We start from the raw sequence: 13,425 nt of genomic DNA, 5'->3' as shown, positions 1-13,425 counted from the left end.
CGGCGATTGGGGGTGCGATTTGCGCGCCCGACCTGCACCGGATCACCCAATCGCACCCCGTCCCTCAAGTGTGGCGATCGGCCCCAATGAACGACTTGGATCAGCACTCGCGGATTCCACCGGTCGCGAGGTCGTCATCGAAGGTCGCGTCACAACAATGTGTCGCCGTGAAATCTGCCTGGATCATGCACCTGAGCTGATGCCGATTCGGCTCCTCCGTGTCGTAGGTCTTCCTGCGGCCACTAAGGATCAATGATGCGCTACCTGCCGCTTACCCCCACCGACCGCGAGGCGATGCTCGCCGTCATCGGCGCGAATGCGATCGACGACCTGTTCGTCGACGTTCCCGCCGAGGCGCGCCTGTCCGGCCCGATCGCCGACCTGCCCGGCCATGCCTCCGAACTGGCGGTGGAGCGGCACATGACCGCGCTCGCGCGCCGCAACACGGTGGCGGGCGAGGTCCCCTTCTTCCTGGGCGCGGGCGCCTATCGCCACCATGTCCCCGCCAGCGTCGATCACCTGATCCAGCGCGGCGAGTTCCTGACCGCCTACACGCCCTATCAGCCGGAAATCGCGCAGGGCACGTTGCAGATGCTGTTCGAGTTCCAGACGCAGGTCGCACGCCTGCTGGGGACCGATGTCGCCAACGCCTCCATGTATGACGGGTCGACCGCCTGCTGGGAGGCGATCGGCATGGCGCGGCGCATCACCCGGCGTGGGCGTGCGATCCTGTCGGGCGGGCTGCACCCGCATTACGTCTCGGTCGCCAGGACGATGGCCAAGTACACCGGCGACCAGCTCGACACCGCGCTGCCGGTGCTGTCGGCCGAGGGCGATCTCGACGCGCTGATCGCGAAGATCGACGACGACACCTCCTGCGTCGTCGTTCAATATCCCGACATCCTCGGTCGAATCGCCGACCTGACGCCGCTGGCCCAGGCCTGCCATGCGAAGAAGGCGCTGCTGATCGCCGTCGTCACCGAGCCGGTGGCGCTGGGCGCGATCCGCAGCCCCGGCGAGATGGACGCCGACATCGTCGTCGGCGAGGGCCAGTCGCTGGGCGTCGGCCTGCAATTCGGCGGCCCCTATGTCGGGCTGTTCGGCTGCAAGGACAAATATGTCCGCCAGATGCCCGGCCGGTTGTGCGGCGAGACGGTGGATGCCGATGGCCGTCGCGGCTTCGTGCTGACGCTGTCGACGCGCGAGCAGCATATCCGCCGCGAAAAGGCGACGTCGAACATTTGCACCAATTCGGGACTGTGCGCGCTCGCCTTCTCGATCCACATGACGCTGCTCGGCGAAGCGGGCCTGCGCCGGCTCGCCGCGATCAACCATGCGGGCGCGGTCGCCGCGGCCGACCGGCTGGCGCAGGTGCCGGGCGTCGAGCTGGTCACCGACCGCTTCTTCAACGAGTTCACGCTGAAGCTGTCGAAGGAGGCCCGCCCCGTCGTCCGCACGCTGGCCGATCGCGGCGTCCTGGCGGGCGTGTCGCTCGGCCGCCTCTATCCGGGCGAGGGTGACCTGGCGAACGGCCTGATCGTCGCCGTCACCGAAACCACCACGGCGGAGGATGTAGACACCCTCGCCGCCGCGCTCCAGGAGGTACTGGCATGAGCATCAACCAGAGCGGCTGGCGCCCGACCGCGCCCCAGGCCGGCGGCGCCGACGCCCCGACCTTCACCGGCAACAAGGCGCTGATGCTGGAGGAGGCGCTGATCTTCGAGATCGGTGATACCGCGACGACCGGCGTCGACTTCACCGGCGTCGCCGCCGCGCCCGCAAGCGACCGGCTGGGTGGCCTTGCCCGTTCCGCGCCGATCGGCCTGCCCGGCCTCGCCGAGCCGGAGGCGGTGCGCCACTATACGCGCCTCAGCCGCCAGAATTACGCGATCGACCTGGGGCTTTTCCCGCTCGGCTCGTGCACGATGAAGCATAATCCGCGCCTCAACGAGAAGATGGCGCGGCTGCCCGGCTTCAGCGACGTCCATCCGCTTGCGCCCGTCGACACGGTGCAGGGCGCGCTGGAGGTGATCCATCAGCTCGCGCACTGGCTGGTGACGCTGACCGGCATGACCTCGGTGGCGATGAGCCCCAAGGCGGGTGCGCATGGCGAGCTGTGCGGCATCCTGGCGATCAAGGCGGCACTGGCGAAGCGCGGCGAGGGCCATCGCACGGTGATCCTGGTGCCCGAATCGGCGCATGGCACCAATCCCGCCACCGCCGCCTTTGCCGGCTTCTCGGTGGAGGACATTCCCGCCACCGTCGACGGCCGGGTCGACACCGCCGCGCTCATCGCCCGACTGGGGCCGGACGTGGCGGGCGTGATGATCACCAATCCCAATACCTGCGGCCTGTTCGAGCGCGACCTGAAGACCATCTCCGACGCGGTCCATGCGGCCGGCGGCTATGTCTATTGCGACGGCGCGAACTTCAACGCGATCGTCGGCCGGGTGCGGCCGGGCGATCTCGGCGTCGATGCGATGCACATCAACCTGCACAAGACCTTCTCGACCCCGCATGGCGGCGGCGGGCCGGGTTCGGGGCCGGTGGTGTTCTCCGAGGCGCTGACCCCCTTCGCGCCCCTGCCCTTCGTCGAGAAGACCGAGGCCGGCTTCCACCTGGTCGAGGAGGAGAATGCCGAGGATCATCATGCCGACAGCTTCGGCCGGATGGTCGCCTTCCACGGCCAGATGGGCATGTTCACCCGCGCGCTGACCTATATCCTCAGCCACGGTGCGGACGGCCTGCGCCAGGTCGCCGAGGATGCGGTGCTCAACGCCAATTACGTATTGCGCTCGCTGGAGGACACGCTCGACGCGCCCTTCGCCACGAGCGGGCCGTGCATGCATGAGGCGATCTTCTCCGACGCCGGCCTGGCCGAGGGCTTCTCGACGATCGACATCGCCAAGGCGCTGATCGACGAGGGTTTCCACCCGATGACCATGTACTTCCCGCTGGTCGTCCACGGCGCGATGCTGGTCGAGCCGACCGAGACCGAGTCGAAGGCGGCGCTGGACCAGTTCATCGGCGCGCTGCGCTCGGTGGCGGAGCGCGCCAAGGCGGGTGACCAGGCGCTGAAGACCGCGCCGCACTTCGCCCCCCGCGCCCGGCTCGACGAGACGCGCGCCGCGCGCAAGCCGATCCTGGTGTGGAAGGAGCCCGTACCGGTCGCCGCCGCGGCGGAGTGAAACTTGACGGAGGGGTGTCGCCGGTCGCCGACCCCAGCGATCGGCCACACCCCTCCGCCACCGCTTCATGGTGGTTCCCCTCCTTCTTGAGCAGGATGCCATCGGGTTTTCCCAAGCCGTCATTGCGAGCGCAGCGAAGCAATCCACAGCCGCGCGCGTGACGCTCTGGATTGCTTCGCTGCGCTCGCAATGACGATCCCACGTCCAGATCACGTCGTCGGGCTTCAAGGGGAGATGTACGGCGCTAAGCCGCCAGCCGCACCAGCCGGCGCTCCAGCAAGTCCATCGCTTCCGCCGCGAAGCTGGCGAGTTGCAATTGCCCCTGCCCCGACAGCGGCGGATGGGGCTGGTGATCGAAGACGCAGACGGTGCCGATCGCGGCCCCCTCCGCCGTCCGCAGCGGCGCCGCCGCGTAGAAGCGGATGCCCGGCATCGCGGTGACCAGCGCATGATCGGCGAATCGCGCATCCGCCCGCGCATCGGGCAGCACGGTCACGCCGTCGTTCAATATACTGTGCGTGCACAGCGACACCGCTCGCGGGATCTCGGCCTCCGCCACGCCGACCCGCGCCTTGTACCACTGGCGATGCGCATCGATGAAGGACAGCATCGCACAGGGCATGTCGAAGGTCGTGGCGACCCGCTCGATCAGCTCGTCGAAGTCCGGCTCGGCCGCGCTGTCCAGGATCGCATAGCTGCGCAGCGCCGCGAGGCGGCGTCGTTCGCTCGTCATTCCGTTGCCTCTCATCAACGGCTCCAGCGCCCGGCTATTGCCGGTGCGCACCGTTATTCCGTCATCTATATGGGGAGACCCTTAACGGGCCGTCGATCACTCCGCCGCGATCGCCGCCCGGTCGGTCTCGCTCCGGATCGCCGCCGCCTCGATCTCCGCCGCCTTCGCCTCGACCAGCGCGACGATATGGTCGACCATGCCCTCGTCCTGGACATGATGGTCGGTGACGCCCGACAGATAGACCATGTGGCGGCCATTGCCGCCGCCGGTGATGCCGATATCCGTCTCGCGCGCCTCGCCCGGCCCGTTGACGACGCAGCCCAGCACCGACAGCGACATGGGCGTGCGGATATGCTGGAGCCGTTCCTCCAGCACGCTGACCGTGCGGATCACGTCGAAGCCCTGGCGCGCGCAGCTGGGGCAGGACACGACGCGGACGCCGCGATTGCGGATGCCCAGCGACTTCAGGATCTCGAAGCCAACGCGCACTTCCTCTTCCGGCTCGGCGGAGAGCGAGACGCGGATCGTGTCGCCGATACCGTACCAGAGCAGGGAGCCGATGCCGATCGCCGACTTGACCGTGCCGCCGACGAAACCGCCCGCCTCGGTGATGCCCAGGTGGAGCGGACAGTCGACCCGTTCGGCGAGCTGCTGATAGGCGGCGACCGCCAGGAACAGGTCGGACGCCTTCACCGCCACCTTATATTCGTGGAAGTCATGGTCCTGGAGCAGCTTGATATGGTCGAGCGCCGATTCGACCAGCGCGTCCGGGCACGGCTCGCCATATTTTTCGAGCAGATGCTTTTCCAGGCTGCCGCCGTTCACGCCGATGCGGATCGCGCAGCCATTGGCCTTGGCGGCGCGCACCACCTCCGCGACGCGCTCGGGCGAGCCGATATTGCCGGGGTTGATGCGCAGGCAGGCCGCGCCCGCATCCGCTGCCTCCAGCGCGCGCTTATAGTGGAAATGGATGTCGGCGACGATCGGCACGCGCGCGGCGCGGGTGATCTGGCGCAGCGCGGCGGTGCTTTCGACATCGGGACAGGACACGCGGATGATGTCCGCCCCCGCCTCTTCGCAGCGGCGGATCTGGTCGATCGTGGCGACGGGATCGCTGGTCGGCGTGTTGGTCATCGTCTGCACGGTGACGGGCGCATCGCCGCCGACGGGAACGGTGCCGACCATGATCTGGCGGCTTTGACGGCGGTGGATATCGCGCCAGGGACGAATGGACATGGCCCCCATATACAGCGTGCGGGTTGCGGTTCAAAGACAAGCCTGTAGGGCGCAGGCGTGAGCGTAGCGAAATTCCCGCGACATTATGGCATGGATTGGCTGCGGATCGGCGCCTTCGCGCTGCTGATCCTCTACCATATTGCGATGGTGTTCGCGGACTGGAACTATCATGTGAAGTCCGCCCATGCCGAGGGCTGGATCGCGGTGCCGATGCTGCTGGTCAATGCCTGGCGGTTGAGCCTGTTGTTCGTCGTGTCCGGCTATGCCAGCCGCGCGCTGCTGGCGCGCAGCCGCTCGCCCGGCGACTTCGCCTGGGGGCGGAGCAAGCGGCTGGCGCTGCCGCTGGCCTTCGGCATCGCGGTGATCGTGCCGCCCCAACCCTGGGCCGAACTGGTCAGCAAGGCGGGCTACCGGGCCGGGTACTGGACCTTCTGGACGCACGACTATTTCCACTTCTCGACCATCGGCGGGCTCGACCTGCCGAGCTGGAACCATCTGTGGTTCATCGCCTATCTGTGGCTTTACACGCTGGCGCTGGCGCTGGTCATGGCCTGTCTGCGGCGTGTCCGGGTGCCGGGCCGGCTGCAAGGCGGGTTCGACGCGCTGTTCGGCCGCTGGCTGGGCGGGATCGGCGTCCTCGCCCTGCCCTTCGCCTGGTATGGCTTCATCCACGCCCGCTGGTTCGCGATGGCGGCGGAGACCCATGCGCTGTTCGGCGACGGCATCGCCCATATCAGCTATCTGCCCGCCTTCCTGTTCGGCTTCGCGCTGGCCGGATCGCCGGCGACGATGGCGGCGATCCGGCGCTGGTGGCCGCTTGGGGCCGCGATGGCGCTGGCGGGATACGGCTTCGTCGCCGGGGTCGAGCTGCGCTGGATCGGGCCGTTCGGTCCGTCCCTCTACGCGCGCTACGGCATCGCCCATGCCGCCGAGCAATGGGGCGCGATCGTCGCGCTGATCGGCCTCGCCACCCGCTTCCTCAACCGCGATCATCCGATCCGCGCGACGCTGACCGAGGCGGTATTTCCCTTCTACCTCGTCCACCAGACGATCATCGTGCTGGTCGCGCTCTGGCTGATGCCCGCCGGCCTGCCCTTCGCCGCCGAATTCGCGATCCTGGTCGCAGCCACGGTCGCCGGCTGCGCCGCCTTCTATTATGGCGGCCGGCGCATCCGCTGGCTGCGCCCGTTGATCGGGCTTCGTCTCCACCCCCGGCCGGTGCGTCCGGCCCTGCTCTAGGATCGATCCGTCATGACCATTCCTCTCCGCTGGAGCCTGATGATCCATGGCGGCGCCGGGCAGCTGGCGCGCGACGTGATCGACAACGCCTATGACGCCGCCGCCCGCGCCGCCCTGTCGCGCGCGCTGGACGCCGGAACCGCGATCCTGGCGGCGGGCGGCGCGGCGCTGGACGCGGTGGCGGCGGCGGTCGCGGTGCTGGAGGACGATCCCAGCTTCAATGCCGGGCGCGGCGCGGTCTTCACCTATGACGGAGCGATCGAGCTGGACGCGGCGATCATGGACGGGCGCGACCGACGCGCGGGCGCGGTGGCGGCGGTCAGCGCCACCCGCCACCCCGTCGCCCTGGCCCGCGCGGTGATGGAGCACAGCCCCCACGTTTTCCTCGCCGGACGCGGCGCCGACATCTTCTCGGCCGAGCAGGGACTGGAACAGGCCGATGCCGACTGGTTCGCCACGCCCGAACGCCGCGCGCAGCTCGACGCGATGAAGGCCAGGGCGAGCGGCGCCGGCTGGTTCGATGTCGACATGAAATATGGCACGGTCGGCGCGGTCGCCTGCGATGCGCAGGGCCATGTCGCCGCCGCCACCTCGACCGGCGGCGTCACCGGCAAGCGTTGGGGACGGATTGGCGACTCGCCGGTGATCGGGGCGGGCACCTATGCCGACGATCGATCCTGCGCCGTCTCCGCCACCGGTTCGGGCGAGTTCTTCATCCGCGAAAGCGTCGGCCATGAGATCGGCGCACGCATCCGCCTGCTCGGCGAAGAGGCGGGCGAGGCGACCGCAACCGTATTGGCCGGCGTCCGCGACCTGGGCGGCACCGGCGGCGTGATCGTCGCCACGCCCGATGGACAGGTGCTATGGCATTTCAATACAAGCGGAATGTTCCGCGGCCGCGCCGACTCCTCCGGCGCGCGACGGGTCGCGATCTACGGAGACGAAGCGTGATGAAGCGTATCGCGGCCCTGGCGACGGCCGCCCTGCTCGCCAGCCCGGCCGGCGCCTATTGGGAATATGGCCACCAGACCGTGGCGGCGATCGCCTGGGACAATGTGACGCCCCGCACCCGCGCCGCGATCACCCGCATCCTGGCGGCGCAAGCCAGGCTCGACACGCCCGAATGTCCGGCGCGGACCATCGAGGAGGCGAGCGTCTGGCCCGATTGCGTCAAGCCGCTGAAGGATGCCGAGGGCAAGTCGCGTTTCGGCTATGCCTATAGCTGGCACTATCAGAACGTCAGCATCTGCGCCGAATTCGACCTGCAACCCGCGTGCAAGGACGGCAATTGCGTCTCGACCCAGATCGATCGCCAGCGCCACATCCTGGCGGACCGCAAGGCCAGCACGCATGACCGGGTGCTGGCGCTCGCCTTCCTGGTCCATTTCGTCGGCGACCTGCACCAGCCGCTCCATGCCGGCGACAAGGGCGACAAGGGCGGCAACGACGCCAAGACGACCTATGGCGACTATGATCCGGCGCGGCTGAACCTGCATTCCGTCTGGGACGGGCTGCTGGCGGAGCGCGCCATCTCCACCCCGCCGCCGATCGTGAAGCGCTATTCGGCCGCGGTCCGCGCGCGCCTGTCGCAGGGCACCGTCACCGATTGGAGCCGCGAGAGCTGGAGCGTCGCGCGGCATGCCTATGAAGTGGCGATGCACGGCGATCCCTGCCGCCCGACGCCCGAACGCATGACCATGAGCGAGGCGGATATCGAGAGCCTGGTCCCCATCGCCCGCGAGGAAGTGGTGAAGGGCGGCCTGCGGCTGGCCCGGCTGCTCGATCAGTCGCTCGGCTGATCGCTAACGGCATCCACTGTCCGGGCGAGCGGACTCCGGAAGGTCCGCGCCGGATTGTCGCATGAGACAGGAAGGCACGCCTCGGTCCGGTCTGGACCGAGGCGTGCCTACCCGGCCGGTCAGTTCAGGACGATCGTCACCGCGCGACGGTTCTGTGCATAGGCGGCCTCGTCCGAGCCCAGCGCGATCGGGCGCTCGCTGCCATAGCTGATCGTCGTCATCCGGCTGGGGGCGACGCCCTTGGCGGCCAGATAGTTCTTCGTCGCATTGGCGCGGCGGTCGCCCAGCGCCAGATTATACTCGCGCGTGCCGCGCTCGTCGCAATGGCCCTCGATGGTGATGCGGACGTTCGGATTGCGCTGCAACCAATCGGCCTGGCTGTCGAGGATCGCACGCGCCTGCGGATCGATGTCATACTGGTCGAGCCCGAAATGGATCGTGTTCGACGTCACCGACCGCTGGAAGTCCGCATCGCTGCCCGGCACCACGCCATTGCCGATCGGACCGCCGGGGCCGGTCTGGCCCGTCGTGGCCGGCGTCTCGGTCGGCGCGGGCGGCAGCACCGCGGGGCGCTTCTTGGCGCAGGCGGCCAGCGTCAGCGCGGCGGTGCCGATCAGGATCGCGGTCTTCAATCGGGTCATGGCATTACTCCTTTCGAGTGTCTGAAATCGGTGGTCGCGGTCAGGGACGCAGCGGCCCCCAGGCCGGGTCCGACCCACCCAGCGGCGTCGGGATGCGCCGCTCGTTGACGCCGGTCAGGTCGACCATCCAGAGTTGCGCCGCGCCGCCAGCACCGCGTCCCGAGCGATAGAAGGTGATGACCCGGCCATTGGGCGACCAGCTCGGCCCCTCGTCCGACCAGCTGTTGGTCAGCAGCTTTTCGCCGCCGCCCGACGGGCTCATCACGCCGATGCGGAAATTACCGGCCAGCTTGGTGAAGGCGATCAGGTCGCCGCGCGGGCTCCATACCGGCGTCGCATAGCGGCCGCCGCCGAAGCTGATCCGCTGCTGGTTCGAGCCATCGGCATTCATCGTATAGATTTGCTGCCCGCCCGACCGGTCGCTCTCGAACACGATGCGCGATCCGTCCGGCGAATAGCTGCCGCCGGTGTCGATGCCGGGCGAGTTGGTCAGCCGCTGCGGCGTGCCGCCCTGCGACGACACCCGGTAGATGTCGGTATTGCCGCCCACCGCCATCGAGAAGAGGATCCAGCGGCCATCGGGCGAGAAGCGCGGCGCGAAGGTCAGGTTGGCATTCTGCACCACGCGGCGCGGCCGGCCCGACCCCAGGTCGTAGACATAGATGGACGGCCGGTCATTCTCGTAGCTCATATACACGATCGACTGCTGGTTGGGCGCGAAGCGCGGCGTCAGCACGATCGACTGGCCATTGGTCAGGAAGCGGTGATTGGCCCCGTCCTGGTCCATGATCGCCAGCCGCTTGACCCGCTTGCCCTTGGGTCCCGTCTCCGAGACATAGACGACGCGGCTGTCGAAATAGGGCTTCTCGCCGGTCAGGCGCGAATAGACGGTATCGGCGCACTTATGCCCGGCGCGCCGCCAGTCGGCGGGCGGCACCACGAAGCCCTGACGCACCAGCTCGCGCTGCGCCGACACGTCGTAGAGATAGCAGCCGACCGTCAGCGTGCCGTCGGCGTTGGCGCGGATATAGCCCTGGACCAGCGCCTGTGCGGACGTGCCCCGCCAATAGTCGAAGGCGGGCGCGGTCACTTCCGGAAAGCTCACCGCGCGAAGCTGCCCGGGCGACAACGGCGTGAACAGTCCCGAGTTGCGCAGGTCGTTGGCGACGATCTCCGACAATTGCCGGCCGAGCGTATCGGTCGCGCCGGCCGGCGTCTGCACCACGGCGGGCGTCGGCATGACGGGAATGGCGATCGGCGTCGGCTGCGACGTGCCGCCCTCGACATCGACGATCAGGCCACCGGCCTGGTCATCCGCGGGAAGCGACGCCTGGCCCGGCGCGGCCGTTTGCGGGGCCGGTGGCGGCGTTGGCGCGGCCGGCTCCTGCGCCATGGCGGCGGCGGCGCCGAGCAGCAGGGCGAGCGTCAGTGTCTTGCGGAACATGGTCATCCTCAACCCAGCAAATTGTAGCGGAGCGTGAAGTTGCTCCAGCCATTGGGCACGTCATAAAGCTCAGGGGGCAGGTCGCGCAAAGGCGAACAGCCGACGAAGGTGGCGATCGCCAGGTCGTCCACCCGCTCGACATAACGCCGATTCTCGTCGTCGACGCCGGTATGGCCGACGACGCGCGGACGCGACGCCAGGCTGCCGTCGCGGTTCAGGCGCAGGTTGATCGCGACGCGGATCCGCTCCGCGCCGGGGCCGGGCGAGACCTGGCGGTTGGCGCAGGGCTGGACCTGCCGCTTGATCGCCGAGCCGATGTTCGCCGCCGCCTGCGCGCCCATCTTGGCGGCCGGCGCCGCGGTGGACTTGGCGGGCGACGGCTTGTCGCTCAGGCCCTTCAGGAAATCGTCGCCCAGGCGCGATCCGCGCGGCTTGGTCGCGGTGGCGGTGGTCGACTTGCTCTCGCCCTTGGTCACGGCAGGCTTGGCGGCGGCGGCCGCTGGCTTGGCCTCCGGCTTCGCCTTGGCCGGTGCGGCGGCGGGTCTGGCCGGCGATGGCTTGGCGGCGGTCTTGGCGGGGGCCGGCTTGGCCTCCGCCTTGGGCTTGGGTTGCGGCTTCGCCGGCTCGGCCGCAGGCACCGGGCGTTTCGGCTGCGGCCGGGGCTTCGGCACCGGCTTGGGGGCCGGCGCAGGCTTCGGGGCCGGCGCGCGCACGGGTTCGGGCTTGGGCAGCGCGGGCTTGGGCGCGGGTGCCGGTTTCGGCGCCGGTTCGGGTGGGGCGGGTTCGGGCTCGGCGACGGGCTCGGCTTCCGGCGCGGCGGCGTCTTCCGGGGCGCCCTGATCGGGCGCGACCGAGGGTGCCGGCGGCTGGTTGGGCGTCGGCGAGGCCTGTTCCAGCGCGACGTCGGGCACCAGCGAAATGTCGATCGGCGGGTGACTGAGCTTCAGCGGATTGGGCGTGGCGAGAAAGCCGACCGAGAGCAGGCCGAAGAGCACGCCATGCCCCGCGACCGCCACTCCGAGCGCGATCTTCTCGCGGCGGTCCATCAGCCTTCCACCGTCACCAGCGCGACGCGGTTCAGGCCGGCGCGATTGAGTTCGCCCATCACCCGCATCACCTTGCCATAGCCCAGCGCCTTGTCCGCGCGCAGATAGACCTGGGGCGGCTCGGCCCCCTTGGCGGCGGCGCGGATCGCGTCGAGCCGCGCGGGCAGCGCCGCCTCCGCGATCTCATCGTCGCCGACATAGAGCCGCCCCTCGGCGTCCAGCGACACCGCGACCGGCTCCTGATCCTGGTCCAGCGCCTTGGCGCGCGTATCCGGAAGGTTCACCGGCACGCCCGTGGTCAGCAGCGGCGCGGTGACCATGAAGATGATCAGCAGCACCAGCATCACGTCGACGAGCGGCGTGACGTTGATCTCCGCCATCGGCGCGCGCCGGCCCTTGCGGCTGGAGGGCAGGTTCATCGCCATCGGATCAGCGCGCCCCGTCCAACTGGCGCGACAAGGTGGTGTGGAAGCCATCGGCGAAACGGTGGAGCGAGGCCTCGACCTTGTTCACGCCGTGGCTGAACCGGTTATAGGCGATCACCGCCGGGATGGCGGCGAACAGGCCGATGGCGGTCGCGAACAGCGCCTCGGCGATGCCCGGAGCCACCACCGCCAGCGACGAATTCTGCGCCGAGGCAATGCCGGTAAAGGCGCGCATGATGCCCCAGACGGTGCCGAACAGCCCAACGAACGGGGCGACCGAGCCGACCGTCGCCAGCACGTTCAGCCGGTCCGACAGCTTGTCGATCTCCAGCGCGGAGGCCGCGCCCATCGCGGTCGCCAGTCGTTCGCGCGTGCCGTCGCGGTCGATCGGCTCATGCGCGGTCGAACGCCGCCATTCCTGCACCCCGGCGGCGAAGACGCGGGCGCTGGGGATGTCGTGGCCGGCCTCCGCCTTGTGGAAGGCGTCGATATCGTCGGCCTTCCAGAAATCGCGCTCGAACCGTGCCATCTCGCGCCGGGTACGGCGCAGCCGGCCGACAAAGGCGATGATGATCGCCCAGGTCCAGACGCTGGCGGCCAGCAGCCCCAGCATCACCAGCTTCACGACCACATCGGCCTGAAGGAACAGCGCGACCGGCGACAATGTCGCCGCATCCATGTTGAACACCGGATTCATTTCGGGCCCCCTTGAGCCAGCAACTGGGTATAGATGTCGATCCAGCCACGCGGTTGGCGGCGCGGACGGCCGGTGGGCGAGACGAACGCAACGACCACCTTCGCTTGCGTGAGTAGAACCGCGTCGCGCCTGACTGTCTGATGAATGACGACGCGCGCGGGCGTCACTTCGACCAGGCGCGACACCACGACAAGCGCATCGTCGAGCCGCGCGGGCGCCAGATAGCGGATGTGCAGGTCGGCGACCGCATAGGCCCCCTCCCCCGCCTCATGGGCGGCGCGCTGGTCGATCCCGGCCTCGCGCAGCATGTCGGAGCGGGCGCGCTCCATATAGCGCAGGTAATTGGCGTGATAGACCACGCCCGACAGGTCGGTATCCTCATAATAGACGCGCAGCGGCAGGCGATGCTCGCCTCCCGTGAAATGCCCCGCCACTGGTTGATCCGGCCCGGTCATGCCCCAGCCGTTAACGCAACCTTTCCACGGGTGGAACCCCGGACCATGGTTGGCGCGGGCCGACGATCAAATTACCCTTGATGCCGATCAACACGGTCGAACAGGAGAGTCGCCATGGCCGAACGCCCCGTCAGCGGAGTCACGCCCTTCCTCGCCATCCGCGAGCGGCGCGGCGCTGAAGCCCTGGCCTTTTACGCGCGCGCCTTTGCCGCCCAGATCATGGAGCGCAACGTCGCCGAGGATGGCCAGCGGCTGATGCAGGCATCGTTGCGCATCAATGGCGGCTGGATCATGCTGTCCGACGAATTTCCCGAATGGCGCGGCCATGCCGAACCCGCGCCGCAGGGCGTGACGCTGCACCTGCAGGTCGACGATGCCGATCGTTGGGCCGAACGCGCCGTCGCGGCGGGGGCCATGCTCACCATGAAGGTCGGCGACCAGTTCTGGGGCGACCGGTACGGACAGGTGAGCGATCCGTTCGGCCATCGCTGGTCGATCGGATCGCCCATCCGGCGCTAACGC

Annotated in this window: 15 protein-coding genes; 7 read left to right on the top strand and 8 right to left on the bottom strand. The window is 68.9% G+C overall.

Annotation, left to right across the window (positions count from 1 at the left end):
* Positions 1-255: 255 nt before the first annotated feature.
* The 3 genes from gcvPA (at position 256) to BRX43_RS21155 (ending at position 3,381) form a co-directional block, all read left to right on the top strand.
* Complete coding sequence (gene gcvPA / locus BRX43_RS06620; RefSeq protein WP_125994071.1) at positions 256-1,614, top strand: aminomethyl-transferring glycine dehydrogenase subunit GcvPA; 1,359 nt, start codon at positions 256-258, stop codon at positions 1,612-1,614.
* Positions 1,611-3,188, top strand: coding sequence for an aminomethyl-transferring glycine dehydrogenase subunit GcvPB (gcvPB, locus tag BRX43_RS06615; RefSeq protein WP_125994070.1), 1,578 nt, complete (start codon positions 1,611-1,613; stop codon positions 3,186-3,188). The genes gcvPA and gcvPB overlap by 4 nt, the downstream gene beginning before the upstream one ends.
* Before the next feature lie 67 nt (positions 3,189-3,255).
* On the top strand, positions 3,256-3,381 hold the full coding sequence (locus tag BRX43_RS21155) for a hypothetical protein (protein ID WP_277600158.1): 126 nt from the start codon (positions 3,256-3,258) through the stop codon (positions 3,379-3,381).
* Between the two features lie 51 nt (positions 3,382-3,432).
* Here BRX43_RS21155 and BRX43_RS06610 read toward each other — a convergent pair whose 3' ends face one another.
* Together BRX43_RS06610 and ispG are read right to left on the bottom strand one after the other, a co-directional pair.
* Positions 3,433-3,921: a GAF domain-containing protein gene (locus tag BRX43_RS06610; RefSeq protein ID WP_164523550.1), complete on the bottom strand. Its 489-nt coding sequence runs from the start codon at positions 3,919-3,921 to the stop codon at positions 3,433-3,435.
* A 96-nt stretch (positions 3,922-4,017) separates the two neighbouring features.
* Complete coding sequence (gene ispG, locus BRX43_RS06605) at positions 4,018-5,157, bottom strand: flavodoxin-dependent (E)-4-hydroxy-3-methylbut-2-enyl-diphosphate synthase (protein WP_125994068.1); 1,140 nt, start codon at positions 5,155-5,157, stop codon at positions 4,018-4,020.
* 57 nt (positions 5,158-5,214) lie between these two features.
* Here ispG and BRX43_RS06600 point away from each other — a divergent pair, with 57 nt between their 5' ends.
* The 3 genes from BRX43_RS06600 to BRX43_RS06590 are packed head-to-tail and all read left to right on the top strand — an operon-like array spanning position 5,215 to position 8,195.
* Positions 5,215-6,396: an acyltransferase family protein gene (locus BRX43_RS06600; protein WP_125994067.1), complete on the top strand. Its 1,182-nt coding sequence runs from the start codon at positions 5,215-5,217 to the stop codon at positions 6,394-6,396.
* Positions 6,397-6,408: 12 nt separating this feature from the next.
* Entirely contained in the window at positions 6,409-7,347 is a 939-nt protein-coding gene (locus BRX43_RS06595) for an isoaspartyl peptidase/L-asparaginase (RefSeq protein WP_125994066.1), read from the top strand.
* Positions 7,347-8,195 carry a S1/P1 nuclease gene (locus BRX43_RS06590; RefSeq protein ID WP_125994065.1) on the top strand — a complete coding sequence of 283 codons (849 nt, stop codon included), beginning with the start codon at positions 7,347-7,349 and terminating at the stop codon, positions 8,193-8,195. Before BRX43_RS06595 ends, BRX43_RS06590 begins: the two co-directional genes overlap by 1 nt.
* 119 nt (positions 8,196-8,314) lie before the next feature.
* Here the strand turns inward: BRX43_RS06590 and pal are convergent, their stop codons facing one another.
* The 6 genes from pal to ybgC are packed head-to-tail and all read right to left on the bottom strand — an operon-like array spanning position 8,315 to position 12,903.
* Positions 8,315-8,836, bottom strand: coding sequence for a peptidoglycan-associated lipoprotein Pal (gene pal / locus BRX43_RS06585; protein WP_125994064.1), 522 nt, complete (start codon positions 8,834-8,836; stop codon positions 8,315-8,317).
* A gap of 40 nt (positions 8,837-8,876) precedes the next feature.
* Positions 8,877-10,280 (bottom strand): Tol-Pal system beta propeller repeat protein TolB, encoded by a 1,404-nt coding sequence (gene tolB, locus BRX43_RS06580; RefSeq protein WP_125994063.1) that lies wholly within the window; start codon positions 10,278-10,280, stop codon positions 8,877-8,879.
* An 8-nt stretch (positions 10,281-10,288) separates the two neighbouring features.
* The gene (locus tag BRX43_RS06575) at positions 10,289-11,326 is read right to left on the bottom strand and encodes a cell envelope biogenesis protein TolA (protein ID WP_125994062.1); all 1,038 of its coding nucleotides are present in this window, start codon (positions 11,324-11,326) and stop codon (positions 10,289-10,291) included.
* Positions 11,326-11,751 (bottom strand): protein TolR, encoded by a 426-nt coding sequence (gene tolR / locus BRX43_RS06570; protein ID WP_125994061.1) that lies wholly within the window; start codon positions 11,749-11,751, stop codon positions 11,326-11,328. Before tolR ends, BRX43_RS06575 begins: the two co-directional genes overlap by 1 nt.
* Positions 11,752-11,755: 4 nt before the next feature.
* Positions 11,756-12,448 carry a protein TolQ gene (gene tolQ, locus BRX43_RS06565; protein WP_125994060.1) on the bottom strand — a complete coding sequence of 231 codons (693 nt, stop codon included), beginning with the start codon at positions 12,446-12,448 and terminating at the stop codon, positions 11,756-11,758.
* Positions 12,445-12,903: a tol-pal system-associated acyl-CoA thioesterase gene (gene ybgC, locus BRX43_RS06560; protein WP_125994059.1), complete on the bottom strand. Its 459-nt coding sequence runs from the start codon at positions 12,901-12,903 to the stop codon at positions 12,445-12,447. Before ybgC ends, tolQ begins: the two co-directional genes overlap by 4 nt.
* A gap of 114 nt (positions 12,904-13,017) precedes the next feature.
* On the opposite strand from ybgC, the gene BRX43_RS06555 reads away from it, so the two are divergent.
* Positions 13,018-13,422, top strand: coding sequence for a VOC family protein (locus BRX43_RS06555; protein ID WP_125994058.1), 405 nt, complete (start codon positions 13,018-13,020; stop codon positions 13,420-13,422).
* Positions 13,423-13,425 lie beyond the last annotated feature (3 nt).

Origin of the sequence: Sphingomonas sp. S-NIH.Pt15_0812, from assembly GCF_003951315.1 — a bacterium.
Classification (GTDB): domain Bacteria; phylum Pseudomonadota; class Alphaproteobacteria; order Sphingomonadales; family Sphingomonadaceae; genus Sphingomonas.
Note: the sequence above shows the minus strand (reverse complement) of the source record. Positions and strands in the feature narration are given on the sequence as shown.

Excerpts from the sequence above, each read along its gene's own strand:
- BRX43_RS06555 (WP_125994058.1), top strand. The coding sequence starts at position 13,018 with ATGGCCGAACGCCCCGTCAGCGGAGTCACGCCCTTCCTCGCCATCCGC.
- pal (WP_125994064.1), bottom strand. The coding sequence starts at position 8,836 with ATGACCCGATTGAAGACCGCGATCCTGATCGGCACCGCCGCGCTGACG.
- tolR (WP_125994061.1), bottom strand. The coding sequence starts at position 11,751 with ATGGCGATGAACCTGCCCTCCAGCCGCAAGGGCCGGCGCGCGCCGATG.
- BRX43_RS06590 (WP_125994065.1), top strand. The coding sequence starts at position 7,347 with ATGAAGCGTATCGCGGCCCTGGCGACGGCCGCCCTGCTCGCCAGCCCG.
- BRX43_RS06610 (WP_164523550.1), bottom strand. The coding sequence starts at position 3,921 with ATGACGAGCGAACGACGCCGCCTCGCGGCGCTGCGCAGCTATGCGATC.
- gcvPA (WP_125994071.1), top strand. The coding sequence starts at position 256 with ATGCGCTACCTGCCGCTTACCCCCACCGACCGCGAGGCGATGCTCGCC.
- tolB (WP_125994063.1), bottom strand. The coding sequence starts at position 10,280 with ATGTTCCGCAAGACACTGACGCTCGCCCTGCTGCTCGGCGCCGCCGCC.
- BRX43_RS06595 (WP_125994066.1), top strand. The coding sequence starts at position 6,409 with ATGACCATTCCTCTCCGCTGGAGCCTGATGATCCATGGCGGCGCCGGG.
- tolQ (WP_125994060.1), bottom strand. The coding sequence starts at position 12,448 with ATGAATCCGGTGTTCAACATGGATGCGGCGACATTGTCGCCGGTCGCG.
- BRX43_RS06575 (WP_125994062.1), bottom strand. The coding sequence starts at position 11,326 with ATGGACCGCCGCGAGAAGATCGCGCTCGGAGTGGCGGTCGCGGGGCAT.
- BRX43_RS21155 (WP_277600158.1), top strand. The coding sequence starts at position 3,256 with ATGGTGGTTCCCCTCCTTCTTGAGCAGGATGCCATCGGGTTTTCCCAA.
- ispG (WP_125994068.1), bottom strand. The coding sequence starts at position 5,157 with ATGTCCATTCGTCCCTGGCGCGATATCCACCGCCGTCAAAGCCGCCAG.
- ybgC (WP_125994059.1), bottom strand. The coding sequence starts at position 12,903 with ATGACCGGGCCGGATCAACCAGTGGCGGGGCATTTCACGGGAGGCGAG.
- gcvPB (WP_125994070.1), top strand. The coding sequence starts at position 1,611 with ATGAGCATCAACCAGAGCGGCTGGCGCCCGACCGCGCCCCAGGCCGGC.